This window comes from Rhizobium sp. No.120, from assembly GCF_054558365.1.
This window is the reverse complement of the sequence record NZ_BAAJNQ010000002.1, coordinates 829,963-851,688: the sequence shown is the minus strand read 5'-3', so window position 1 is coordinate 851,688 and position 21,726 is coordinate 829,963. Positions and strand designations below refer to the sequence as shown.

The following is a 21,726-nucleotide window of genomic DNA, read 5'->3' as shown; positions in this document are numbered from 1 at the left end:
ATGGTTGCATCGATGCGAGCGTCCAAGGAGGCATGTCATGTCGATCTTGAAGCTTTTCTTCAGTCATCTTCTCGAAGAGGATCGCAAACCGGACAGCGATCCGTTGCAGCATCCCATGCTTGCGGCCATGTCGCTGGAAGAACTGGCAGACTTGCCACTGATGCCAGAAAACCTGGGGCGACCTGTGGACAAGCGGACCGTTCAGCCGGAAGAATGCGCATGAGAGAGTTCATCATCGCACTCAAACGCGCATGACATTAAACGTAGGCATGGACGCCATAGCGGAACGATTGCAGCGGCTGGTGGCGCAAGCCCGGCTTCCTGAGGTCGAAACTGGCCTGCATTATGGCCTGCCGGCCTTCAAAGTTGGCGGCAGGGCCTTCGTGACGGTGAAGAATAACGAGACCATCGTGGTGTCACTACCGATCGATCGCAAGGAACAGTTGATGGAAATGGCGCCGGAGATCTATTTCCAGACGGATCATTATGTCGGCTGGCCATCCCTGCCGCTGCGCATCGCTGCGATCGGCGATGAGGAACTGGAGCTACGCTTGATCGAGGCGTGGCGATACCGCGCCCCGAAAAAACTTCTGGCAATGTTCGGCTGATCAATCAGCCCTGTTCGACGGCAAGGGCCTTCTGAATGGCCGGGCGCTCGAGCATACGCTGATAGTGCGCGCTAACCTTGGGGAACTGCTTGATATCGACATTGTCTCCCGGCAGCCACTTCTCCATGGTGAAAAGGTAGCCGTCTGCGACGGTATATTGCTCGCCCATCACCCAGGGACCCTTCAGCATTTTGTCTTCGATCAGGGCGAAGCTTTCGGTCATGGTCTGCGGCACCTTGGCCTTCATCGTCTCGATGGCTGCCGCATCGTCGGTCCAGCGGTAGCCGCGTCCCTTGTGGGAATGGTTCACATGAACGGTGGAGACGATGTAGCTGTTGAAGGATTGCATCTGCGCGAACTCGAAGGGGTCGTCGAGCGGTGCCAGCTTCGCGGCCGGTGCGATCTGGGCGATATAGGCCATGATCGCGATATTCTCGGTGAGGACGCCGCGATCGGTCACCAGCGCCGGGACGCGACCTTTGGGATTGATGGCCAGATAATCCGGCTGGCGCTGATCGCCGTTGGCGAGGTTGAGGCGTCGGGGCTCGTAGGCAAGACCGGATTCTTCCAAGGCGATGAGACTGGCGAGCGCGCAGCTTCCAGGCGCATAATAGAATGTCAGCATGTTCCGTTCCTCGATTGAATTTCCTCGAGGAAGCTAAAGCGAACCCGGGCGATACGGAAGTGGCTGGCGCTAATGGGCGCCACAAAAGGTTTTGATCGATCGGGCAAGCGTGCCCATCCCCATGGGCTGGCGTAATGGGGATGGGCAGCTCACGTTCAGGCGCAGCCGGGTACGTCTTCCAGCTTGTACCAGACAGGAATGCCGCGCTCGCGGGCGATTCGAACATCATTATCCGCGCCCTTGGAATCACCCGGCAACCTGAGAACACCCTCGCAAAGCTGCAGCAGGCGGCCGGCCGTCGGGTGGAAAATCTCCTCATAGAGATCATCGCCTATGCTCTTGCCGCCGGCGGCGTGCCAGACCGGCAGGGCAACCCATTCGCCGATCATGGGAAGATGCCCGGCCTTGAACAGGGCATAGGACGGTTCTTCCAGGCGCTTGAGGTTCTCGGCCATCTTCTTCGGATCATCGCCGGTGCCGGAGCGGTAAGGTCCAGCAATCAAGATCAACATGTCATATCTCCATTCTGAATACCTGCTTCCTGCAGGAATTTGCACGAATATGCGCATATTTTCTTGAATGTCGAATCTATTCTGATAGATATACGATTATTCGTGAGATATCGTGCAGAGATCGACATGCTGACCAGCCAACGCAAAGCCCTCATCCTCGACAGATTGCGCCAGGACGGCCAGGTCATCGCCAAGGTTCTAGCCGACGAACTCGATCTGTCCGAAGACACGATCCGCCGAGATCTGCGGGAAATGGCAACGGAGAAACTGCTGAAGCGCGTGCACGGGGGCGCCTTGCCGCTCTCGCCTGAATTGCCCGATTTCTCAGCGCGGCAGACGGTCTCATCCGATGAGAAGCGACGGCTCGGCGCCTATACGGCCAACATGATCCGGCCGGGCCAGACAGTGTTTCTCGATGGTGGCACCACCAATGCCGAGATCGCCCGGCAGCTCCCGAAGGATATTGCCGTCACCATCGTCACCCACAGCCCAACGATCGCAGGCGAATTGGAGCACCATCCTCTGGCCGAGGTGATCCTGATCGGCGGCAAGCTCTACAAGCATTCGATGGTGGCAACGGGTGCTGTCGCCATGGCAGCGATCGCCTCCATAAGGGCAGACATCTTCTTTCTGGGCGTCACCGCCATCCATCCCGTCCGCGGCTTTTCGACCGGCGATTTCGAGGAAGCGGCCATCAAGCGGCATATCGCGCAGTGTTCCGCCGAAACCTATGTGCTGGCGACAGCCGAGAAGCTCGACGCGGCCTCTCCATGCCAGATCCTGCCATTGACAGGCGTCTCCGGCGTGATCGTGCCGTCCGACATTCCGGAAGAGAGCCTGACACCCTATCGAGATATGGACGTGCCGATCTTCCTGGCCTGACCGATGGCGGGATATCGGTATGCCTTGTCGTCGTCGCTGATCAAGCCTACCTGAAAAGGCCCCAGAGGTTATGATCGCCCATGAACGAACGACGCATTCATCAGCTCTTTGAAATCAGTGTCCTGTTGAAGGGCGCGCATGCTCTGATCGAATGTCTTGGCGGCATTGTGCTGGCGCTCGTCAGCACGGAGTCCATTCTTCGTCTAGCTAATAGGATCGCGCAGCCCGAACTTCTCAACGACTCCCATGATTTCATCGCGACGCATCTGCTCGGCTGGGCGCAGGACTTTTCCGTCGGCACTAAGAACTTCTACGCCTATTACCTGCTGAGCCACGGGCTGGTGAAGGTGCTGTTGGTCATCGGCCTGCTCCGAGGCAAGATGTGGGCCTATCCGGCATCGCTTGCCGCCCTAGGGCTTTTCATCGTCTACCAGCTTTATCGCTTCACCGACACACATGGCATCGGGCTCATCATCCTCACCATCTTCGACCTCTTGGTCATGGTCCTCATCTGGCAGGAATACAAGGTCGTCCGGCACCATGTACCGACTCGGAAAACGAGCGGCGGAGGCGAAGAGTAACCTATGCCGTCAGCGCCGCTGCCGGTCTGATATCGCCGACATGGATGCCGTTCCAGTTCTTGAAGGATCGGTCGGCCATCGCCATCAGGCCAGCGTGAACAGCGCTGTCCTTCTCGAAGAAGCGAGCCAATGTTGCGGCCACCATGACCTCCGCAGCACGAGTTGTGCCGTCGTCGCATTTGAGCGCAATGGCGATGCCCTGTTCGGGGATTGCAGCGCAGAACACGCCCTCGGCGCCGGTCTTGGCGAAGATGCGGCCAGGAGCGATCTGCATCAGCTTGGTGCAGACACGGTCAGTACCGGCAACATAAAAGGGTTCGGCCATGCAAGCTTCAAACAACTGGCGCGATGCCCTGGCGCGCAGCGGCTCCAAGCCGACACCGGTCGCCATCTTGGCAAAGCCATGCGCCAGCCCCTTGAGGGGCAGGGCATAGGTCGGGATCGAGCAGCCATCCGTGCCGCAATTGTCGTGCGCCAGAACAGCGCCGGTCAGGCTCTGCATCGTCTCTCGGATCTGCTGCTGCAACGGATGATCATAGCTGACGTAGTCGGTCGGCTCGATGTCCTGATGGCAGCAGGCGCAAACGAAGCCGGCATGCTTACCGGAGCAATTGTTATGCAGCGCCGAGGGCTTGTCGATGGTGCGGGCCTGATGGATAAGGGTCTTCTGATCAAAGGACCAATGCGCGCCGCATTCAAGCGTGCCGACATCGCGGCCGGCGCGCTCCAGCATCGAGGCGGCGAGTGCAACATGCTCGTCCTCGCCATTGTGCGAGGAACAGGCGAGCGCCAATTCCTTGTTGCCGAAGCCATAGGCGTCGGCGGCACCGCTTTCGACCAGCGACAGCGCCTGCATCGCCTTGCAGGCCGAACGGGGAAAAACGCCGCTTTCGATATCGCCGAGCGAGAAAACCAGCTTGCCATCGCCATCGACGACAACGACCGAGCCACGATGATGGCTTTCGACCTGGTTGCCACGGGTGACTTCGACGCAGACGGGATTGGACATGACGGAATGCAGCCTTTGATTTGCCAGACGCCCAGTGATAACCGCTGCAATCTGCATTGCCAATTACCCATGCCGGCGGGCAGCAGCAAAAAGCGGTCTCTCAAGCTGCGTCGCGAATCCTGTAGGCGCAACGCCGGGCACCGAGCAGAATATGCTCCTCCCGTTCGACTTCGGCGCCAAGCACCATGCGGAAAGTCTCCAGCTCCGATCGGCAAAAGCCGGCACAGGCAGATGCGGCGGCGCAGATGGGACAATGGTTCTCCACCAGCACCAGCGAACCGTCATCGTCCTGCCAGTGATCGGCCATGTAGCCTTCCTGCGTGCGGATGGCGGCGAGGCTTGCGACGCGCGACGGCAGATCGGCCGAGAGGTCGATCTCGCTGCGATAGCGTCGAAGCGTCTCCGTTTCGCGTGCGGAGATCACGGTGTCGACGGCCCCCTGCCCCAACTGGCTGGCCATGGTGGCAAGCAGGGTGGCGGTCAGATCCGCATGGCCATCGGGAAACTGCCGATTGCCGGCCGCCGTCAGATGCCAGAACTGTCGTGGCCTGCCCCGGCCGGCGGCAGCCTCCGCCACGGGCTCGACCAATCCCTCTTCCGCCATCTTCGTCAGCTGCTGCCGGGCCGCCTCCGACGATATGCCGAGCGCATCGCCGACAGCGGCTGCCAGCTGCGGCCCGTCGGTTTTCAACAGGATCAGGATTCGATTGACAGGTGACTGGCGCATTTTTCCAAGTTTTCTCTTGTTTTAATCCGGCAAGGATGTAATTTTCCAAATTATAACTTGGAAAATAATCAACCGCTAGGGAAAATACCGAGGATCGCCCGATGTCCAGCATCGAAACCACCGCTCCCCTCAAATCAGCCTCCATCTTCACGTTGTTCTCGCCAAGACTTCTGCCTGCAACACTGATGCTTGGCGGAGGCGTCACGCTTTATGCCGTCGAATCCTACATCACCGCCACGATTGCCCCGTCGATCGTGCGCGACATCGGCGGCCTCGAATTGTTCTCGTGGATGACGACGCTTTTCGTCGCCGCCGGCGTGCTCGGCTCTATCACGGTTGCGACCCGGCCGAAGGGAATAGGCTTGCGTGCCGTCTATGTTGCAGCGGCACTCACCTTCGGCGTCGGCAGCCTCGCTTGCGCTATCGCGCCGGCCATGCCAGTGCTGCTGATCGGGCGCGCCGTTCAGGGCTACGGCTCCGGCATGCTGTCCGGCCTCGCCTACGCCTTCATTCGCTTCATCTATCCTGAACCCCTGTGGCGCAGGGCCTCTACGCTCTACGCTGCCATCTGGGGTGTAGCGACCGTACTCGGACCGACGCTCGGCGGCCTCTTTGCCGCAGGGAGCGCCTGGCGGGAGGCCTTTCTCATCCTCGTGCCGGTAGCTGTCCTCATGGCGCTCTCGGGACGCTGGCTGCTGCCCGATGTCGCGGACGACCGGATCGATACGAGGACGCCGCTGATCCAGATCATACTTCTGCTTGCCGCAGTTCTGTTCGTCAGCATTGCCGGCACGATCGAACACGGATTCTACAGGATGGTGCTGATCGCAGCTTCGATCGTGCTCGTCGCAACGATGGTGCTGATCGAGCGCAAGAGCGAAGTGCGCCTCCTGCCCTATGGAGCCGTCATGCTCAGCAACCCCATCGCGCGGCTCTACCTGACGATATTCACGATGATGCTGGTGCTCACGAGCGACATCTATATCCCCTACTTCCTGCAGACGCTCCACGGCGTGACGCCGCTGGTCTCGGGCTATCTCGTGGCGCTGGTAGCGCTCGGCTGGACCATCGCGGCCTTCTTCAGCGCCTCGCTTTCCGGCAAACAGGCTGTTGTGGTCATCATCAGCGGCTGCATTTTGGAGACCGCCGCGACCGCATCGCTGATCCCGTTCCTGGCAACGAATACACCCTTCGACACCATTGCCAGGTTCGCACCGGCCGTGATCGCCATGTTCCTGATGGGATTCGGCGTCGGTCTCGGCTGGGCGCATCTTGTGACGAGGATCATCGGCATCGCCCGCAGGACCGAACAGGACAAGGCCTCGGCGGCGATCTCGATGACGCAGTCGCTGGGCGGCGCATTCGGTGCCGCGCTCGCGGGCGTCATCGTCAATGGCGCAGGCCTCACCCATCCGGGTGGCATTGCCGGCGGCCTCTCTGCCGCGACCTGGCTCTATGCGCTGATGGCCATACCCGGCCTCATCGCCGTCGCCCTGTCGCTGACGATCAAGCCAGCTTCAGCATGATCTTGCCGATGTGATCGCTGGTTTCCATCAATCGATGCGCCTCGACCACATCGTCGAAAGAGAAGGTCCGATAGATGACGGGGGCGACCGTGCCCTCGTCCAGCAGCGGCCAGACCTGGGAGAGAAGGTCGTCGCGGATGGCCCGCTTTTCCTCGGCCGTGCGCGGACGCATGGTCGAACCGGTCACAGTCAGCCGCTTGACCATGATCGGCGCAAGGTTGACCTTCTCCGCCACCGCGCCGCCAAGGAAAGCAATGATGGAAAGGCAGCCGTCACGGGCAAGCGAGGCGAGGTTCTTTTCCAGATAGGCGGCGCCGATCATGTCGAGGATGATGTCGACGCCATGTTCCGTCTCGGCCTTGATGACCTCGGCGAAATCCTCTTCTTTATAATTGATCGCCCGCTTGGCGCCGAGCTTCTCGCAGGCCTCGCATTTTTCCTTTGATCCGGCGGTCGCATAGACCGTCGCGCCGAAAGCGCGGGCAAGCTGGATCGCCGTCGTGCCGATGCCGCTGGAGCCGCCGTGGATCAGCACGCTTTCGCCTTCAGTGAGGCCCGCCATCTGGAAAAGATTGGCCCAGACCGTGAAGAACGTCTCAGGCAAAGCCGCTGCGCGCACCGCATCATAGCCGTTCGGAAATCGGAGCGCCTGGCCGGCGGGAAGCACGCAATATTCGGCATAGCCGCCGCCATTGGCGAGACCGCAGACCTTATTGCCGATGGCAAAGTCCGTGACGCCGGGCGCGACATCGACCACTTCGCCGGATATTTCGAGACCGAGGATCGGGCTTGCGTCTTTTGGCGGCGGATAGGTGCCTTGCCGTTGCGCCACGTCCGGCCGGTTGACGCCGGCGGCCTCGACACGGACCAGGATCTCCCCCGGCTTTAGCACCGGAAGAGGCTTTCGGGCTATGGTCATGACCTCGGGTCCGCCAAAGGACGGCAAATCCACGAAACGCATTTCCGACGGCAAGGGCATGGCGCTATCTCCTCTCCCAGCAAAGCAGTGGAGATAGTTTAGCGCAAAGCGCTTGAAAAGGACCGAGTGCCGGAGGGCGTCAATTCGTCTCGGCCAAGCCGAGGAATGCCACGCCAATGGCGCTTTCCTTTGCCTTTGCCTTAATGCCGGCAATGGAGGTGCTGACACGGTTGATATTGTCGATCACCAAGCCCTCGGGCAGCTGCAGGATGCCGATCGAGCAACGCATTAAAGGGAATTCCGCCTCGGCACCACTGCGGTCGTGGCCGCGAATGCGGCCTGCGGCACGATCCTCCGCGGAATAGAGTTCGAGAACATCCGCATGGAAATCGGCGAGCAACCGGTCCAGAACCTCGCGAAGCTCCTGTGTACTCCAGCCGCTGACGCCGATGAAGAAATCATCGCCGCCGACATGGCCGAGAAAATGGCGCTCAGCAAAGAAGTAGCGCCGCATCAATGCCGCAAATAGCGAAATGGCATGGTCCCCGAGATGGAAGCCATAGGCATCATTGAATGGCTTGAAATTGTCGAAGTCGCAATAGCAGAAATGCCTGACGTCATCGCCATCGCGGCCGGCGCTCTGCATGAAATCATGGATCGCCCTGTTGCCGGGAAGGCCGGTCAGCGGGTTCTGATCCTGGGCGATCTTCAGCTGCTTCTCGTTGATGACCTTGATGAGCGAGGCAGCAGAGACGATGCCGGCATAATGCGTGCCCTCGGTGACGATCAGGCAATCGCTGCTCTCCATATTGGCGAAAATTGTCATCAGCGTATCGGCATCGGAATCAAGCCCGACGATCGGCGCCATCTCGACGAAATGCGAAATCGACCGTTTATAGACTTTGTTCTTCAGTAGGTCGCGGCCGAAGGGCTGATAGATATATTCCTTGAGTTGGTACTCGTGGATGATCCCGCGCGGCTCGTCATTGGCGTTGACGACCGGAAAATAGGCGCGGCGCGGGTTGCGGCGGAAGAGTTCGAAGACGCTATCGATACTGTCGCTCTCGCGGATGGTCGGCAGCACCTCGATCTGCTTGCGGATGAGGATTTCATCGAGCGACTGGCTATTGCGCGTGGTCTTGCCGAGATCCTGCAGATGCGGAAAGCTCGGTTTCAGCTCGTTGACCAGCACAGCTGGGCGAGCAATGAACCAGCCCTGGACGAGATCGACGCCGAATTCGCGGCAGGTCAGGAACTCCGCCTCGGTCTCGATGCCCTCAGCGATGACGCGCGTGCCGAGGACATGGGCGATATTGACGAGGTTCCTCAGGATATGGCGCTTGCGGGCGCTGCGGTCGATATCGACGATGAAATGCCGGTCGATCTTGAGATAGTCGACCGGATAATCGGACAGCAGCTTCATCTCGCCACGGCCGACGCCGAAATCGTCGATCGCCAGTTTGAAGCCGGCATTGCGCATCTTGGCAACCAGCGCCGAAAATTCCGGCACGATGGTATTGTCGAAACGTTCGGAGAATTCGAAGCAGACGGAGGACGGCGCGATGCCGGCCTTTCTCATATGCTGCAGCAGGCCGTCGACCAGGGCCGCGCCTTGCGCAATCAGCCGGACATCCAGATTGAGGAAAAGCGTCGTGGCGGCGGTATTGGGCAGGGTGGCAAACTTCGCCAGCGCGCGGCTCGTGACCATCTGCTCCAGCCCGAGAAGCTGGCCGGTGCGCTCGGCTTCGTCGAGTATCTCCACAGGACTGCCGAAGCCGATGCGTTCCTGGCCGCGCATTAGGGATTCATAGCCGAAAACCGCGCCGGTGCCAGCCTCCACGATCGGCTGAAATGCGTTTTCGATGACGAGTTTGGCGAGAGTGACGATCTGGTCGCTGGCATATCGGCGCAAGACGCCCGGATCGATTGCGGCAGTCATGGACATGCCTATCTCCACTTGCGGATTCTGATCTAATTTATTTGAGTAAAACTTTGGATTTACCGTATTTTTCAACCTAAGATGCCTCATAAGGCGTCAACGAAACCTTTCCCGTATGTGAAAGTTTCGTGAATGGTAAAGCAATGTTAACCATTCGCGGGACGCGGACCCAGCACACGGCAGCCGAGAGGCTGCTGTCATGAGCGAGGGTTCAGTGCTGATTGATCGAGTGCCGCTCTGCCTCGTAGTCGGCAAACATATCGGCGACGCAGCGGCCGCTCTTTGCCGTCTCCCCGCCATCGTTGGCGGCATGGGGTACGTCGCAAATGTCGCCGCGCTTGCGCGCCGCATCCCACATGCGCAGCGCTTCTCGCACAACTTCGCTGCTCGAGGCATAAGTGCCGGTGTCGACCGCTGCCCGGATGCCGGCAGCTTGAAGCGGAGAGATGGAAACCGTTACCATCGGCATGATATTCCTCCCTTGACGTCGTTACGCGGAAATTTGTCTGGAAGCATGTTCCGCGGCTTCGACCAGTTTCTTCGGGCATGTCTATCGACACACACACTTTCGGATGAAGATACTGTCGTTACATCAACGCAACGCCGCTCTGCCCTACATGGCAGAGGGCTAAGAGTAACGCCGCTCACGTTCCTTGTCAAAAAGTAGCAGTCCGTTACCCCTTTCGAGCGGCGTTCTACCGCCTAAGCACAAGGCCGAAGGCCACCAGCGTCCATCCTTGGAAAATCAGGTCAAAGGCCAGGAAAAGACCAAGAATCCAGAGGCTGTTGACCGGCCAGCCAACTGCAATGGCAATGCCGGCGGCGGCGGTTGCAAGGCCGCTGATAACAATCCAAACCCAACCACGTCCCGGCTTCAGCTTGCGGCCGACCCAGACGCGAAACGTGCCGGCGATGAGCAGCGCGATGGCAAGGAACAGCGTCAATGCCTCGGAGGCCAACAGCGGATTGACGAAAGCGAGGGCACCGGCAACAGTATAGAGCAGACCGCTCAGCATCCAGAATAGAATGTGCTCCCAGCCCCTTACCTGAAAGGCATGGGCCAGATGCACGATGCCGCCGATCAGCATCAGCATGCCGATATAATAGACCGAAGCGACGGTGGCGATGAACAGATTGCCAAGCGCGATACCGCCGCAGATCAGCAGCAAGATTCCAAGCCCGACAAACCATCCCCATTTGTCACGCATCGCCGATGGGGGAACTTCATCAAGAATATCGACCATGACTGCACCTCCTCCTCTCGGGGAGTATGGCACAGAAATGTCTCGCGGAAAGAGGCTGCGAATTTTTCGTCGGTATGGCCGGCCGCGTCATTTTTTTATTGATTGATCAATCAATCAAAAATACACTCTCTTCAAGTTCGAGGATTGACGCATGCCGAAAGTCGGAATGGAACCGGTGCGCCGAAAGGCGCTGGTGGATGCTGCAATGCGCGTGATCGGCGATCACGGCTCGCTGACCGTCACCATGTCCGAAATCGCCAAGCAGGCTGGCGTTTCCCCTGCCCTTGCGCACCACTATTTTGGCAGCAAGGAACAGCTGCTGATCGAGACTGTCCGCGTGCATCTACAGCGGCTGCGCGACAGCGTCGTCACAGCGCTACGAGCCGCGAAAACGCCGCGCGAAAAGCTCTCGGCCGTCATCCGCGTCAGCTTCCAGCCCGATCAGTTCGCGCCGGAAACGATCGCTGCCTGGCTCGCCTTCTATGCCGAAGCGCAACGCTCGGAGGAGACGCGGCGCTTTCTCGTCATCTACGCACGCCGCCTGCATTCAAATCTCGTTGCCAACCTCAAGGCTCTGTGCCCTGCGGAGGATGCCGGGCGGATTGCCGAAGGTGCAGCCGCGATGATCGATGGGCTCTATATCCGGCAGGGCCTCAGATCCGCGCCGATCAGCACCGAGGCCTCGATCGCTCTGACCGAAGACTACCTGACGACCCATCTCGACGCGTTGAAAGGCTGAAGCGATGCTGACCGTCTGGGGCCGCAAATCGTCATCAAATGTGCAGGCGCTGATGTGGTGCATCGGTGAACTCGGTCTTGCATATGAGCGCATCGATGCGGGCTTTACCTATGGCGTCAACGACACGCCTGAATTCCTGGCGATGAACCCGAACGGCACCGTTCCGGTGCTACGGGATGGCGATGACGATCCGCTCTGGGAAACCGGCGCCATCCTGCGCTACCTTGCCACGCAATATGGCGAGGATGCCTTCTGGCCGAAAGACGAGCGGCGTCGCGCCCAGATCGACAAATGGGCGGAATGGGCCAAGATCAATATCGCCCTGAATTTTACCGGCCCGGTATTTTGGCGCGTGGTGCGCACGGCACCTGCTCTCAAGGACGAGAAGGCGATCGTTGCGGCTGTAGCAGCACTTGGTGCGAAGCTTGACATCGCCGAGTCGCAGTTCGGACGGCATCGCTTCCTTGCGGGCGATACTCTGACGTTGGCCGACATCCAGTTCGGGCACGTTCTCTACCGCTATTTCGACATCGGCATCCAGCGCCCTGCCCATCCACGGCTGCAGCGCTATTACGAAAACCTCACCGAGCGGCCTGCTTTCCAAGAGCATGTCATGGTGTCCTACGAAGAATTGAGGGTTCTATAATGCGCGCACAACCGAAAGCCTCGCATTTCATCGACGGAGAATATGTCGAGGACACCGACGGCACTCTTATCGAAAGCATCTATCCGGCGACCGGCGAAGTCATCGCCCGCCTGCACGCAGCAACGCCCGCCATTGTCGAAAAGGCGATCGCTAGCGCCAAGCGGGCCCAGCCGGAGTGGGCCGCCATGAGCCCGACGGCACGCGGCCGCATCCTGAAGCGGGCAGCCGAGATCATGCGCGAGCGTAACCGCGAGCTTTCGGAACTGGAGACGCTGGATACGGGCAAGCCGATCCAGGAAACCATCGTCGCCGACCCGACCTCCGGCGCCGACAGCTTCGAATTCTTCGGCGGCATCGCGGCAGCCGGCCTCAACGGCTCCTACATTCCGCTCGGCGGAGATTTCGCCTATACGAAGCGTGTGCCGCTCGGCGTCTGCGTCGGCATCGGCGCATGGAACTACCCGCAGCAGATCGCCTGCTGGAAAGGTGCACCGGCGCTGGTCGCCGGCAATGCCATGGTGTTCAAGCCTTCGGAAAACACGCCGCTCGGTGCGCTGAAGATTGCCGAAATCCTGATCGAGGCAGGCCTGCCGAAGGGCCTCTACAATGTCATCCAGGGTGACCGCGAAACCGGGCCGCTGCTGATCAACCATCCGGATGTTGCGAAGGTATCGCTGACCGGCTCGGTACCGACGGGCCGCAAGGTGGCAGCTTCTGCCGCCGGCAACCTCAAGCATGTCACCATGGAACTCGGTGGCAAGTCGCCACTAATCGTTTTCGAGGATGCCGATATCGACAGCGCCATCGGCGGCGCGATGCTCGGCAATTTCTATTCGACCGGCCAGGTCTGCTCGAACGGCACGCGCGTCTTCGTCAACCGCAAGATCAAGTCCGAATTCCTGAAGCGCCTGAAGAGCCGTACAGACGCCATGCTCATCGGTGACCCGATGGACGAGACAACGCAGATTGGACCGATGGTCTCCTGGGCGCAGCGCGAGAAGGTGCTGTCTTACATCGAAAAGGGCAAGGCCGAAGGGGCGACGCTGCTGACCGGCGGCGGCATTCCGAACAATGTCTCCGGCGAAGGCTATTACATCCAGCCGACCGTTTTTGCCGATGTCACCGACGACATGACGATCGCCCGCGAGGAGATCTTCGGGCCAGTCATGTGCGTGCTCGATTTCGATGACGAGGCCGAGGTGATCGCCCGCGCCAATGCCACCGAATTCGGCCTTTCCGGCGGCGTCTTCACCGCGGATCTCACCCGCGCCCACCGCGTCGTCGACCAGCTTGAGGCCGGTACGCTCTGGATCAACACCTACAATCTCTGCCCGGTCGAAATCCCCTTCGGTGGCTCCAAACAATCCGGCTTCGGCCGCGAGAACTCGCTGGCGGCGCTGGAGCATTATTCGGAACTGAAGACCGTTTACGTGGGCATGGGACCGGTACAAGCGCCTTATTGATCCACCTCCCCTTGAGGGGGAGGTCGTCGCAAAGCGGCGGTGGGGGTGGCCAGCCGCAACGCGTATAGCAGCAATCACCCCACCCCTGCCTGCGGCCGACCCTCCCCTTCAAGGGGAGGGTGTAGACCCTTCGATTTACGCCTATTGCCACCTGGAGCACATCGTCATGCAAGCAGATTTCGTCATCGTTGGTTCAGGCTCAGCCGGCTCCGCCATGGCTTACCGCTTGTCGGAGGATGGCAAGCATTCGGTCATCGTTCTGGAATTCGGTGGCAGCGACTTCGGCCCCTTCATCCAGATGCCGGCAGCCCTTGCCTGGCCGATGAGCATGGACCGTTACAATTGGGGCTATCTCTCCGAGCCCGAACCGCAGCTCAATAATCGCCGCATCACCGCCCCACGCGGCAAGGTGATCGGCGGGTCCTCCTCGATCAACGGCATGGTCTATGTGCGCGGTCATGCGGAGGATTTCAATCGCTGGGAGGAGCTAGGCGCCCAAGGCTGGGCCTATGCCGACGTGCTGCCCTACTTCAAGCGGATGGAGCATTCGCATGGCGGCGAAGAGGGCTGGCGCGGCAAAGATGGCCCGTTGCATGTGCGCCGGGGCGATGCCCGCAACCCGCTGTTCCACGCTTTCATCGAGGCCGGCAAGCAGGCGGGCTTCGAGGCGACGGAGGATTATAACGGCAGTAAGCAGGAAGGCTTCGGTCTGATGGAGCAGACGACGTGGATGGGCCGGCGCTGGTCTGCGGCGACGGCCTATCTCAAGCCAGCTCTGAAGCGGCCGAACGTAAACCTCATCCGCTGCTTCGCCCGCAAGATCGTCATCGAAAACGGCCGCGCGACAGGTGTCGAAGTCGAGCGGAACGGCAAGATCGAGATCATCAAGGCAAACCGCGAGGTCATCATCTCCGCCTCCTCGTTCAATTCTCCGAAGCTGCTGATGCTGTCCGGCATCGGGCCTGGGCAGCATCTGCGCGACACGGGGATCGAGGTGAAGGCCGACCGGCCGGGCGTCGGCGCCAACCTGCAGGACCATATGGAATTCTATTTCCAGCAGACCAGCTTGAAGCCGGTGTCGCTCTATTCCTGGCTGCCCTGGTACATGCAGGGGATCGCCGGCGCGCAATGGTTGTTCTTCAAGAAGGGGCTCGGCACCTCCAATCAGTTCGAGGCTTGCGCCTTCCTGCGCTCGGCGCCCGGCGTCAAACAGCCCGACATCCAGTACCACTTCCTGCCCGTCGCCATCAGCTATGACGGCAAGGCAGCGGCCAAGAGCCATGGCTTCCAGGTGCATGTCGGCTACAACCTGTCGAAATCGCGCGGCAACGTCACGCTGCGCTCCGCCGATCCAAAGGCGGATCCCGTTATCCGCTTCAACTATATGAGCCATCCGGAAGACTGGGAGAAGTTCCGCCACTGCGTGCGCCTCACCCGCGAGATCTTCGGGCAGAAGGCCTTCGACGAATATCGTGGACCGGAAATCCAGCCCGGACCGAACGTTCAGACCGACAACGAGATCGACGCGTTCCTGCGCGAACATCTGGAAAGCGCCTATCATCCCTGTGGCACCTGCAAGATGGGCTCGAAGGACGATCCGATGGCGGTAGTCGATCCCGACACCCGCGTCATCGGCATCGACGGCCTGCGCGTCGCCGACAGCTCGATCTTCCCGCATGTTACCTACGGCAACCTGAACGGTCCTTCGATCATGACAGGCGAAAAAGCGGCCGATCATATCCTCGGCAAACCGAGGCTGGCGCGCTCGAACCAGGAGCCTTGGATCAATCCGCGGTGGGAGACGAGCGATCGGTAAGATGGGCAGGCGTCAATGATAGTCTTCTTCGCGCTGATGCCTGATCGCCAGTATCGTCACCGTCTCGCTATCCTCGATTTCGAATAGAGCGACATAACCTGACGAGCCGAAAGGAATGACGAGTTCGCGGATAAATGCGTCGTCTGCCGACGCTTTGCGGCAACTGAACGGAAAATTCTCCAGAAATTCCGTTGCCTTGGCGATCGCCTGATAGGCTTTTTCCGCAAGCTCGATGTCTCTTACCAAGAGATAGTCATAGAGTCGTTCGAGATCATCGAGCGCGCCTTGGGAGTAACGCACTGCAAAGGTCATTTTTGTCCGGACGCTTTTGCAGCTTCAAGTTTGCGCTTCAGCATTCCCAGCACGTCGTCAGCGCTATGATACACGCCTGTTTTCCTCGCATCCTCCCGCGCAGCAAGGCCGCGAGCGATGAATTCGGCCCTCGTTCGCCGGTGTTCAATCTGCGCACGCAGCGAACTTTCCACAAATGCTGACAATGACTCACCCTCTCGCAGCACGCTTTCAGCAGCGGCGCGCAAGGCTGGATCAACCCTTAAGGGGGGTATGGAAGCGGATTTCATTCATCGGCTCCTTTTGCATTGCAATTGCGATACATTTTATTCGATCACTCGAAAGGGTCAACACATGGATTAAGCCTTGGCCGCAAAGGGAAATTCTGTAAGAAAGATCGCTATCGCAATTCTCTCTACGAGGTGAGCGGCCCGGAAAAATGCCTTCAGAGGGCATGCCGGCCAGCCTAACGGTCACACGTCCCATGCCCCCTATCTACCGCAAGTCCAAGCTGCTCCGCCGTTCCCGTGTTTTCTGGGGTTCCTTCAATCTCTGGCGGCCGCGTTTGGTGTTCTGGACGGGGGCTCTGGCGATCGGCGTTATCAGCGTCGGCTTTGCCAAGCTTGCCGATCTGGCGCAGCGGGCTTTTGCCGGCGTGACGCAATCGGGTGAGTGGATGTGGTTGCTGCCGCTGCTTTTGACGCCGCTCGGTTTCGTCCTGTCGGCGTATCTGGCCGCGACGCTGTTTCCCAATTCGCAAGGGAGCGGCATTCCGCAGGCGATTGCCGCGCGGCACCTGCATCATGAAGAGGATCGAACAAAGCTGCTCTCGCTCAGGCTGGCTTTCGGCAAGATCGTGCTGACCATATTGGGCCTTTTGAGCGGCGCCTCGATCGGCCGCGAGGGGCCGACGGTGCAGGTCGGCGCTTCCTTCATGCTAGCCGTTGCACGCTTCGGCGGAATGGCGCAGGCGAAGGGGCTGATCCTTGCCGGCTCCGCTGCCGGTATCGCGGCCGCCTTCAATACGCCGCTTGCGGGTATCGTCTTTGCCATCGAAGAAATGAGCCGCACCTATGAATCGCGCGCCAATGGCCTTGTGCTGACCGCGGTCATTCTTTCCGGCCTTGCCGCACTCGGCCTTTCCGGCAGTTACAACTATTTTGGCGCGGCCGACGCTGCGCCGACGATGTTTCGAGATTGGATCGTCATGCTGATCTGCGGTGTCGGCGGTGGCGCGCTTGGTGCCACTTTCAGCGGGCTGGCGCTCTATGCCGGCATCCGCATCCGCCGCTGGGCACAACCACAGCCGCTCCAGCGAATGCTGATCGTTGCCGGCCTCTGTGGCCTTGTCGTTGCCGCCGTCGGCGTGCTCTCCGGCGGGCAAACCTTTGGCACCGGTTATGAGCAAGCCCGCGGAGCCGTGGAAGGACATGCCCTACCCCTGTTCTTCTTCGTCGAGAAGCTGCTGGCAAGCTTCCTGTCGATGATCTCGGGTATTCCCGGCGGCATCTTTGCCCCATCGCTTGCAGTGGGTGCCGGTTTCGGCGGCACGGTCGGCACGCTGGTCGGCGGCAGCATCGCGCTCGCTGCGATCCTCGGCATGGCCGGTTATTTCGCCGGCGTGGTGCAGGCGCCGATGACCGCCTTCGTCATCATCCTGGAAATGACGGGCGATCATCAGGCCGTCATCCCGATCATGGCTGTATCGATGATCGGCTATGTCACGTCCCGGCTGCTTTCGCGCGAGCCCTTGTATCATGGGTTGTCCCGCGTCTTTATTGCGGCAGCGATCCGCGCCCGGCGTGCCATGGAAAAGGAAAGCAACGAAGAACCCGCCACCCACTGAATGCCGAAGCTCTGCGGAGCCTAGGCCATTAGCCTGGCGACTTCTGCATCATCAGGCTGAGCGATGGCATCGGCGATGGTTGTCGAAAAGAGGACCTTGCGGGTCGCGTCCGCCACTCGGGCAAAGACGTGGCGGATCTCGCAGGTCTGCTCACCGTCGCAATCGTCGCAGCGGCGATAGGCTGTCAATGATAGACACGGCAGCGGCGCCAAGGGGCCATCGATGACCCGCAGGATTTCGCCAAACGTGATCTCGTCCGCCGGTTTGCGCAGGAGATAACCGCCCTGCTTGCCGCGGCGACTAATGACAATGCCCTGATGCTTCAGGTCGAGAAGGATCTGTTCCAGGAATTTCTTCGGAATCTTCTGCTGGGCGGCGATGTCGGAAATCATCATCGGCTCGCCCAACTCGGATTGGGCCAAGGCAGACAGCGCCCGCAGCGCATATTTTGCTTTCTGAGTAATCATTTCGAACCGCTTCACACACACATGCGATACGTCCGGTCGAGCGATTCGGCCGGTCCGCTCCAGAACTCCTCAGCCCTCGTCCCCGGGGCGATTTCGAAGCACTCACACCCCTGGCGCACAGCCAGGAAACGTTAGCAACCCAGACTTGTTATCATTCTTCGTCGCTATGCCAATAGTTTAGCGCAAAATCCACCGCAGCGCATCATTTTGGGCATCACTTCGGATTTCCATTTGACAAGCTATGTGTAACTCTACTATTTCTATAGACATTAAAGCAAGCACTTAAACATGATCAGCCATATCAAGTGCTTCCGAAGGGCCGCTTCAGGCGGCAAAACGCCTTGGTTAACAGCCGAGGCGGCTGCTTTTCCTTATTAGCGCAGCTTCATGGAGATATTTACTCTCCAGCCGCTCCCTTTCGAAATCTATTTTTCTGTCCGCTGCCGTTGCGAACTGCGATACTCCCGGCGACATCAGGACAGGATTCCCATGACCGCCATTACCCTTATTGAAGATGCCGCGACGCTCAACAGCCAGCTTGCATCGCTCGATCTTGCCGGCCGTCTTTCTCTGGTGGCCGGTCTCGGCGGCCGCGCCGTGTTCACGACGTCGCTCGGCATCGAGGATCAGGTGATCACGGCGGAAATCGGCAATCATCGCCTGCCGATCGAAGTGGCGACCCTGCAGACCGGCCGCCTCTTCCCGGAAACGCTCGCCCTGATAGACGAGACGGAAAGCCAATACGATATTAAGATCGTCCGCTATGAGCCGGAACAGGCCGATGTAGACGCCTATGCGGAAAAATACGGCCTCAACGGTTTCTACGAAAGCGTCGAAGCCAGGCATGCCTGTTGTGGCGTGCGCAAGCTGAAGCCGCTTGCGCGAGCGCTCTCCGGCGCCAGCATCTGGATCACTGGCCTGCGCCGCGGCCAGTCCGCCAATCGCGCCGATACGCCCTTTGCGGAGTTCGATCCCGAGCGCAACCTGATCAAGATCAACCCGCTTGCCGACTGGGACATCGAGGTTATCCGCGCCTATGTCGCCGACAACAGCGTTCCGGCGAACCCGCTGCATGCACGCGGCTATCCCTCGATCGGCTGCGAACCCTGCACTCGCGCCATCAAGCCGGGCGAACCTGAGCGCGCCGGCCGCTGGTGGTGGGAAAATGATGAAAAGCGCGAATGCGGCCTGCATGTTCACGAGGAAGGCCCTGGCGCATCAGCGCAATAAAACACCCCCCGGCTCCCGCTTGTCGATCAAAGGTGCGTTTGCTACGCCGCCGATCTAGTGGGAACCAAAACATCCATTTTTTCCGGCCAAGTTTCGGTCGGGACATTTGAAAGTTCTGGAGTCATCTATGCCCGATAGCCGTCCGGATACGGAAATCTCCAATCCGCAAAGCATCAAGCCGCCCCTCGATCCGCATCTGAAAGCGCTCGAAAATGAGGCGATTCACATCTTCCGCGAAGTTGCCGCCGAGTTCGAGCGTCCCGTCATGCTCTATTCGATCGGCAAGGATTCGTCGGTGTTGTTGCATCTGGCGCGCAAGGCCTTCTATCCCGGCCGCGTTCCCTTCCCGCTCCTGCATGTGAACACCGGCTGGAAATTTGCCGAGATGATCACCTTCCGCGACGAGATCGTGAAGAAGTATGATCTCGACCTCATCGAGCACATCAATCCGCGCGGCAAGGCTGAGAATATCACGCCCTTCACGTATGGCTCGGCCGGCTATACCGACATCATGAAGACAGAAGCGCTGCGCCACGCGCTCGATGCGGGTCAGTTCGACGCCGCGTTCGGCGGCGCTCGCCGCGACGAGGAAGCCTCGCGCGCCAAGGAGCGCATCTACTCCTTCCGCACGCCGGACCATCGCTGGGATCCGCGCAACCAGCGCCCGGAACTCTGGAACATCTATAACGGCCAGATCCGCAAGGGCGAAAGCGTTCGCGTCTTCCCGCTCTCCAACTGGACCGAAGTGGATATCTGGCGCTACATCCAGGCCGAAGAGATCCCGATCGTACCGCTCTATTTCGCGGCGAAGCGTCCCATCGTCGAGCGTGACGGCATGATGATCATGGCAGCCGACCCGCGGCTGGAACTGCTGCCGGGCGAAACCAAGCGCGAGGAAGTAATCCGCTTCCGCACGCTCGGCTGCTTCCCGCTGACGGGCGCCATCCGCTCCACCGCCACGACCCTTGAAGACATCATTGCAGAGCTGGAAATCGCCACGGTTTCCGAACGTCAGGGCCGCGCCATCGACCGCGACCAATCCGGCTCCATGGAAAAGAAGAAGCGTGAAGGATATTTCTGAGATGACCGCAAACGCCAACGTCGTCACGATGCCCGTTGTTGGGCCCGCTGTTGGGTCTGCCGCCGAACCGGCCAAGGCTCTCCGCGATTCGCGCCCGCTTCGCCTGATCACCTGCGGCAGCGTCGACGACGGCAAATCGACGCTGATCGGCCGTCTCCTCTGGGATACCAAGGCGGTCAAGGAAGACCAGGCAGCCACGCTCCAGCGCGATTCCACCGGCAAGCAGAACGATCTCGGCCTTCCCGACTTCGCATTGCTGCTCGACGGTCTGCAGGCCGAGCGCGAACAGGGCATCACCATCGATGTCGCCTATCGCTATTTCTCGACCGACAAGCGCTCCTTCATCGTTGCCGACACACCCGGCCACGAGCAGTACACCCGCAACATGGCAACCGGCGCCTCGACCGCCGATCTCGCCGTGCTGCTGGTCGATGCGCGGATGGGCATCCTCGAACAGACCCGCCGCCATGCGACGATCGCGTCGCTGCTCGGCATCAGGCAGTTCGTACTCGCCGTCAACAAGATCGACCTGACGAATTACGACCGCGCCGGCTTCGAGAAGATCTCCAACGACTTCCGCGAATTCGCATTGTCGCTCGGCGTCAAGCAGATCACCGCGATCCCGATGTCGGCGCTGAAGGGCGAAAACGTCGTCTATTCCGGCCAGGCGGCCATGCCGTGGTACACCGGCCCGACGCTGGTCGAGACGCTGGAACTGGCGACCGTACGCTCGGCTCAGACGGTCGGCTTCCGTCTTTCGGTGCAGCGTGTCTCCCGACCGGGTGAGAGCTTCCGCGGCTATCAGGGCACGGTTGCCGGCGGCTCGGTGAAGCCGGGCGATAGTGTCATGATCCTGCCGTCGGGCATGGTCGCCAATGTCTCGAAGATCGTCACCTTCGATCTCGTGCGCAACGCCGCAGTCGCCGGCGATGCGATCACGCTCGTTCTCGACCGCCAGGTGGACGTATCGCGTGGCGACATGATCGTCGCCATCGACAGCCAACCGCAGACCGGCCTTTCCTTCGATGCCCAGATCGTAGCACTGCAGCCGGAAGGCATCGAGCCCGGCAAGCGCTATTGGCTGAAGAGCGGCAGCCGCCGCCAGCGCGTCCAGGTGCAGCCGATCGCCCAGCTCGAGCTCAAGACAGGTGCATGGGCACCGGCGCAGGCGCTCTGGATGAACGCGATCGGCAAGGTTCGCCTGACCTTCGACGAGACCGCCATCTTCGACCCCTATGAGCAGAACCGCTCGACCGGCTCCTTCATCCTGATCGATCCCGAAAGCAACAACACGGTTGCGGGCGGCATGATCACTGGCAAGCGTTCCGATGTCGGCGGCATCCATAAGGATGGCCAGCGCGTTCTCCTGTCCCTGCCCGCCGATCTAGCCGAGCAGATCATGGCGAGCGAACTCTTCGCCAGCCGCCGCGACGAAACGGACGTGCGCCGCGTCACCGCCGCGCAGGCTGCGGAAATCTGGGCGAACGCGGCAAGCGATATCTGATCGGCATCACATGTGATGACGGAAGGCGGCGGGCTCGGCTCCGCCGCCTTTTTTTCAATTGCAGGGCTACT

At 60.2% G+C, this 21,726-nt stretch carries 24 protein-coding genes; 13 read left to right on the top strand and 11 right to left on the bottom strand.

The window, feature by feature from the left end; translation table 11 throughout:
- The first annotated feature begins 37 nt into the window (after nucleotides 1–37).
- Nucleotides 38–223: a hypothetical protein gene (locus ACYJRZ_RS09860; protein ID WP_459458403.1), complete on the top strand. Its 186-nt coding sequence runs from the start codon at nucleotides 38–40 to the stop codon at nucleotides 221–223.
- Nucleotides 224–251: 28 nt separating this feature from the next.
- Entirely contained in the window at nucleotides 252–608 is a 357-nt protein-coding gene (locus ACYJRZ_RS09855; RefSeq protein ID WP_459458401.1) for an MmcQ/YjbR family DNA-binding protein, read from the top strand.
- Between the two features lie 4 nt (nucleotides 609–612).
- On the opposite strand, the gene ACYJRZ_RS09850 is transcribed toward ACYJRZ_RS09855, so the two are convergent.
- Together ACYJRZ_RS09850 and ACYJRZ_RS09845 are read right to left on the bottom strand one after the other, a co-directional pair.
- Nucleotides 613–1,233: a glutathione S-transferase family protein gene (locus tag ACYJRZ_RS09850; RefSeq protein ID WP_459458399.1), complete on the bottom strand. Its 621-nt coding sequence runs from the start codon at nucleotides 1,231–1,233 to the stop codon at nucleotides 613–615.
- 155 nt (nucleotides 1,234–1,388) lie between these two features.
- On the bottom strand, nucleotides 1,389–1,745 hold the full coding sequence (locus tag ACYJRZ_RS09845; protein WP_184701129.1) for a DUF4406 domain-containing protein: 357 nt from the start codon (nucleotides 1,743–1,745) through the stop codon (nucleotides 1,389–1,391).
- A gap of 126 nt (nucleotides 1,746–1,871) precedes the next feature.
- Between ACYJRZ_RS09845 and ACYJRZ_RS09840 the strand changes: the two genes are divergently transcribed.
- Nucleotides 1,872–2,627, top strand: coding sequence for a DeoR/GlpR family DNA-binding transcription regulator (locus ACYJRZ_RS09840; protein ID WP_459458397.1), 756 nt, complete (start codon nucleotides 1,872–1,874; stop codon nucleotides 2,625–2,627).
- 80 nt (nucleotides 2,628–2,707) lie between these two features.
- Nucleotides 2,708–3,208, top strand: coding sequence for a DUF2127 domain-containing protein (locus tag ACYJRZ_RS09835; protein WP_459458395.1), 501 nt, complete (start codon nucleotides 2,708–2,710; stop codon nucleotides 3,206–3,208).
- A 1-nt stretch (nucleotide 3,209) separates the two neighbouring features.
- Here the strand turns inward: ACYJRZ_RS09835 and ACYJRZ_RS09830 are convergent, their stop codons facing one another.
- Together ACYJRZ_RS09830 and ACYJRZ_RS09825 are read right to left on the bottom strand one after the other, a co-directional pair.
- On the bottom strand, nucleotides 3,210–4,217 hold the full coding sequence (locus ACYJRZ_RS09830) for an asparaginase (RefSeq protein ID WP_459458742.1): 1,008 nt from the start codon (nucleotides 4,215–4,217) through the stop codon (nucleotides 3,210–3,212).
- A gap of 100 nt (nucleotides 4,218–4,317) precedes the next feature.
- On the bottom strand, nucleotides 4,318–4,944 hold the full coding sequence (locus tag ACYJRZ_RS09825; RefSeq protein ID WP_459458393.1) for a helix-turn-helix transcriptional regulator: 627 nt from the start codon (nucleotides 4,942–4,944) through the stop codon (nucleotides 4,318–4,320).
- A 101-nt stretch (nucleotides 4,945–5,045) separates the two neighbouring features.
- Between ACYJRZ_RS09825 and ACYJRZ_RS09820 the strand changes: the two genes are divergently transcribed.
- A complete protein-coding gene (locus tag ACYJRZ_RS09820; protein WP_459458391.1) occupies nucleotides 5,046–6,470 on the top strand; it encodes an MFS transporter in 1,425 nt (474 codons plus the stop codon).
- Here ACYJRZ_RS09820 and ACYJRZ_RS09815 read toward each other — a convergent pair.
- The 4 genes from ACYJRZ_RS09815 to ACYJRZ_RS09800 all read right to left on the bottom strand — a co-directional run bounded on the left by ACYJRZ_RS09815 (nucleotide 6,451) and on the right by ACYJRZ_RS09800 (nucleotide 10,572).
- The gene (locus tag ACYJRZ_RS09815) at nucleotides 6,451–7,449 is read right to left on the bottom strand and encodes an NAD(P)H-quinone oxidoreductase (RefSeq protein WP_459458389.1); all 999 of its coding nucleotides are present in this window, start codon (nucleotides 7,447–7,449) and stop codon (nucleotides 6,451–6,453) included. The genes ACYJRZ_RS09820 and ACYJRZ_RS09815 overlap by 20 nt on opposite strands.
- Before the next feature lie 79 nt (nucleotides 7,450–7,528).
- Nucleotides 7,529–9,334, bottom strand: coding sequence for a GGDEF domain-containing protein (locus ACYJRZ_RS09810; RefSeq protein ID WP_459458387.1), 1,806 nt, complete (start codon nucleotides 9,332–9,334; stop codon nucleotides 7,529–7,531).
- Between the two features lie 205 nt (nucleotides 9,335–9,539).
- Complete coding sequence (locus ACYJRZ_RS09805) at nucleotides 9,540–9,797, bottom strand: ribbon-helix-helix domain-containing protein (RefSeq protein WP_459458385.1); 258 nt, start codon at nucleotides 9,795–9,797, stop codon at nucleotides 9,540–9,542.
- Nucleotides 9,798–10,023: 226 nt separating this feature from the next.
- Complete coding sequence (locus tag ACYJRZ_RS09800) at nucleotides 10,024–10,572, bottom strand: HdeD family acid-resistance protein (RefSeq protein ID WP_459458383.1); 549 nt, start codon at nucleotides 10,570–10,572, stop codon at nucleotides 10,024–10,026.
- 151 nt (nucleotides 10,573–10,723) lie between these two features.
- Between ACYJRZ_RS09800 and betI the strand changes: the two genes are divergently transcribed.
- From betI to betA, 4 genes are all read left to right on the top strand, one after another.
- On the top strand, nucleotides 10,724–11,311 hold the full coding sequence (gene betI, locus ACYJRZ_RS09795) for a transcriptional regulator BetI (RefSeq protein WP_459458381.1): 588 nt from the start codon (nucleotides 10,724–10,726) through the stop codon (nucleotides 11,309–11,311).
- 4 nt (nucleotides 11,312–11,315) lie between these two features.
- Nucleotides 11,316–11,957 (top strand): glutathione S-transferase family protein, encoded by a 642-nt coding sequence (locus ACYJRZ_RS09790; RefSeq protein ID WP_459458379.1) that lies wholly within the window; start codon nucleotides 11,316–11,318, stop codon nucleotides 11,955–11,957.
- Nucleotides 11,957–13,420: a betaine-aldehyde dehydrogenase gene (gene betB / locus ACYJRZ_RS09785; protein WP_459458377.1), complete on the top strand. Its 1,464-nt coding sequence runs from the start codon at nucleotides 11,957–11,959 to the stop codon at nucleotides 13,418–13,420. Before ACYJRZ_RS09790 ends, betB begins: the two co-directional genes overlap by 1 nt.
- Nucleotides 13,421–13,586: 166 nt before the next feature.
- A complete protein-coding gene (gene betA / locus ACYJRZ_RS09780; protein WP_459458375.1) occupies nucleotides 13,587–15,236 on the top strand; it encodes a choline dehydrogenase in 1,650 nt (549 codons plus the stop codon).
- A 12-nt stretch (nucleotides 15,237–15,248) separates the two neighbouring features.
- Here the strand turns inward: betA and ACYJRZ_RS09775 are convergent, their stop codons facing one another.
- Together ACYJRZ_RS09775 and ACYJRZ_RS09770 are read right to left on the bottom strand one after the other, a co-directional pair.
- On the bottom strand, nucleotides 15,249–15,548 hold the full coding sequence (locus ACYJRZ_RS09775) for a type II toxin-antitoxin system RelE/ParE family toxin (RefSeq protein WP_459458373.1): 300 nt from the start codon (nucleotides 15,546–15,548) through the stop codon (nucleotides 15,249–15,251).
- Nucleotides 15,545–15,817 carry a YlcI/YnfO family protein gene (locus tag ACYJRZ_RS09770; protein WP_459458371.1) on the bottom strand — a complete coding sequence of 91 codons (273 nt, stop codon included), beginning with the start codon at nucleotides 15,815–15,817 and terminating at the stop codon, nucleotides 15,545–15,547. Before ACYJRZ_RS09770 ends, ACYJRZ_RS09775 begins: the two co-directional genes overlap by 4 nt.
- A gap of 194 nt (nucleotides 15,818–16,011) precedes the next feature.
- On the opposite strand from ACYJRZ_RS09770, the gene ACYJRZ_RS09765 reads away from it, so the two are divergent.
- Entirely contained in the window at nucleotides 16,012–17,373 is a 1,362-nt protein-coding gene (locus ACYJRZ_RS09765) for a chloride channel protein (protein WP_459458370.1), read from the top strand.
- Between the two features lie 20 nt (nucleotides 17,374–17,393).
- Here the strand turns inward: ACYJRZ_RS09765 and ACYJRZ_RS09760 are convergent, their stop codons facing one another.
- On the bottom strand, nucleotides 17,394–17,840 hold the full coding sequence (locus ACYJRZ_RS09760; RefSeq protein ID WP_459458368.1) for an RrF2 family transcriptional regulator: 447 nt from the start codon (nucleotides 17,838–17,840) through the stop codon (nucleotides 17,394–17,396).
- A 489-nt stretch (nucleotides 17,841–18,329) separates the two neighbouring features.
- Here ACYJRZ_RS09760 and ACYJRZ_RS09755 point away from each other — a divergent pair, with 489 nt between their 5' ends.
- The 3 genes from ACYJRZ_RS09755 (at nucleotide 18,330) to cysN (ending at nucleotide 21,655) form a co-directional block, all read left to right on the top strand.
- On the top strand, nucleotides 18,330–19,070 hold the full coding sequence (locus ACYJRZ_RS09755; RefSeq protein ID WP_459458366.1) for a phosphoadenylyl-sulfate reductase: 741 nt from the start codon (nucleotides 18,330–18,332) through the stop codon (nucleotides 19,068–19,070).
- A gap of 127 nt (nucleotides 19,071–19,197) precedes the next feature.
- On the top strand, nucleotides 19,198–20,151 hold the full coding sequence (gene cysD, locus ACYJRZ_RS09750; protein ID WP_459458364.1) for a sulfate adenylyltransferase subunit CysD: 954 nt from the start codon (nucleotides 19,198–19,200) through the stop codon (nucleotides 20,149–20,151).
- A 1-nt stretch (nucleotide 20,152) separates the two neighbouring features.
- Entirely contained in the window at nucleotides 20,153–21,655 is a 1,503-nt protein-coding gene (gene cysN / locus ACYJRZ_RS09745; RefSeq protein WP_459458362.1) for a sulfate adenylyltransferase subunit CysN, read from the top strand.
- Nucleotides 21,656–21,726: the final 71 nt, after the last annotated feature.

Excerpts from the sequence above, each read along its gene's own strand:
- ACYJRZ_RS09820 (WP_459458391.1), top strand. The coding sequence starts at position 5,046 with ATGTCCAGCATCGAAACCACCGCTCCCCTCAAATCAGCCTCCATCTTC.
- ACYJRZ_RS09860 (WP_459458403.1), top strand. The coding sequence starts at position 38 with ATGTCGATCTTGAAGCTTTTCTTCAGTCATCTTCTCGAAGAGGATCGC.
- cysD (WP_459458364.1), top strand. The coding sequence starts at position 19,198 with ATGCCCGATAGCCGTCCGGATACGGAAATCTCCAATCCGCAAAGCATC.
- ACYJRZ_RS09815 (WP_459458389.1), bottom strand. The coding sequence starts at position 7,449 with ATGCCCTTGCCGTCGGAAATGCGTTTCGTGGATTTGCCGTCCTTTGGC.
- ACYJRZ_RS09765 (WP_459458370.1), top strand. The coding sequence starts at position 16,012 with ATGCCCCCTATCTACCGCAAGTCCAAGCTGCTCCGCCGTTCCCGTGTT.
- ACYJRZ_RS09810 (WP_459458387.1), bottom strand. The coding sequence starts at position 9,334 with ATGTCCATGACTGCCGCAATCGATCCGGGCGTCTTGCGCCGATATGCC.
- ACYJRZ_RS09830 (WP_459458742.1), bottom strand. The coding sequence starts at position 4,217 with ATGTCCAATCCCGTCTGCGTCGAAGTCACCCGTGGCAACCAGGTCGAA.
- ACYJRZ_RS09770 (WP_459458371.1), bottom strand. The coding sequence starts at position 15,817 with ATGAAATCCGCTTCCATACCCCCCTTAAGGGTTGATCCAGCCTTGCGC.
- ACYJRZ_RS09760 (WP_459458368.1), bottom strand. The coding sequence starts at position 17,840 with ATGATTACTCAGAAAGCAAAATATGCGCTGCGGGCGCTGTCTGCCTTG.
- betA (WP_459458375.1), top strand. The coding sequence starts at position 13,587 with ATGCAAGCAGATTTCGTCATCGTTGGTTCAGGCTCAGCCGGCTCCGCC.
- ACYJRZ_RS09840 (WP_459458397.1), top strand. The coding sequence starts at position 1,872 with ATGCTGACCAGCCAACGCAAAGCCCTCATCCTCGACAGATTGCGCCAG.
- betB (WP_459458377.1), top strand. The coding sequence starts at position 11,957 with ATGCGCGCACAACCGAAAGCCTCGCATTTCATCGACGGAGAATATGTC.
- ACYJRZ_RS09790 (WP_459458379.1), top strand. The coding sequence starts at position 11,316 with ATGCTGACCGTCTGGGGCCGCAAATCGTCATCAAATGTGCAGGCGCTG.
- ACYJRZ_RS09755 (WP_459458366.1), top strand. The coding sequence starts at position 18,330 with ATGACCGCCATTACCCTTATTGAAGATGCCGCGACGCTCAACAGCCAG.
- ACYJRZ_RS09800 (WP_459458383.1), bottom strand. The coding sequence starts at position 10,572 with ATGGTCGATATTCTTGATGAAGTTCCCCCATCGGCGATGCGTGACAAA.
- ACYJRZ_RS09845 (WP_184701129.1), bottom strand. The coding sequence starts at position 1,745 with ATGTTGATCTTGATTGCTGGACCTTACCGCTCCGGCACCGGCGATGAT.
- ACYJRZ_RS09825 (WP_459458393.1), bottom strand. The coding sequence starts at position 4,944 with ATGCGCCAGTCACCTGTCAATCGAATCCTGATCCTGTTGAAAACCGAC.
- betI (WP_459458381.1), top strand. The coding sequence starts at position 10,724 with ATGCCGAAAGTCGGAATGGAACCGGTGCGCCGAAAGGCGCTGGTGGAT.
- ACYJRZ_RS09850 (WP_459458399.1), bottom strand. The coding sequence starts at position 1,233 with ATGCTGACATTCTATTATGCGCCTGGAAGCTGCGCGCTCGCCAGTCTC.
- ACYJRZ_RS09775 (WP_459458373.1), bottom strand. The coding sequence starts at position 15,548 with ATGACCTTTGCAGTGCGTTACTCCCAAGGCGCGCTCGATGATCTCGAA.
- ACYJRZ_RS09855 (WP_459458401.1), top strand. The coding sequence starts at position 252 with ATGACATTAAACGTAGGCATGGACGCCATAGCGGAACGATTGCAGCGG.
- cysN (WP_459458362.1), top strand. The coding sequence starts at position 20,153 with ATGACCGCAAACGCCAACGTCGTCACGATGCCCGTTGTTGGGCCCGCT.
- ACYJRZ_RS09805 (WP_459458385.1), bottom strand. The coding sequence starts at position 9,797 with ATGCCGATGGTAACGGTTTCCATCTCTCCGCTTCAAGCTGCCGGCATC.
- ACYJRZ_RS09835 (WP_459458395.1), top strand. The coding sequence starts at position 2,708 with ATGAACGAACGACGCATTCATCAGCTCTTTGAAATCAGTGTCCTGTTG.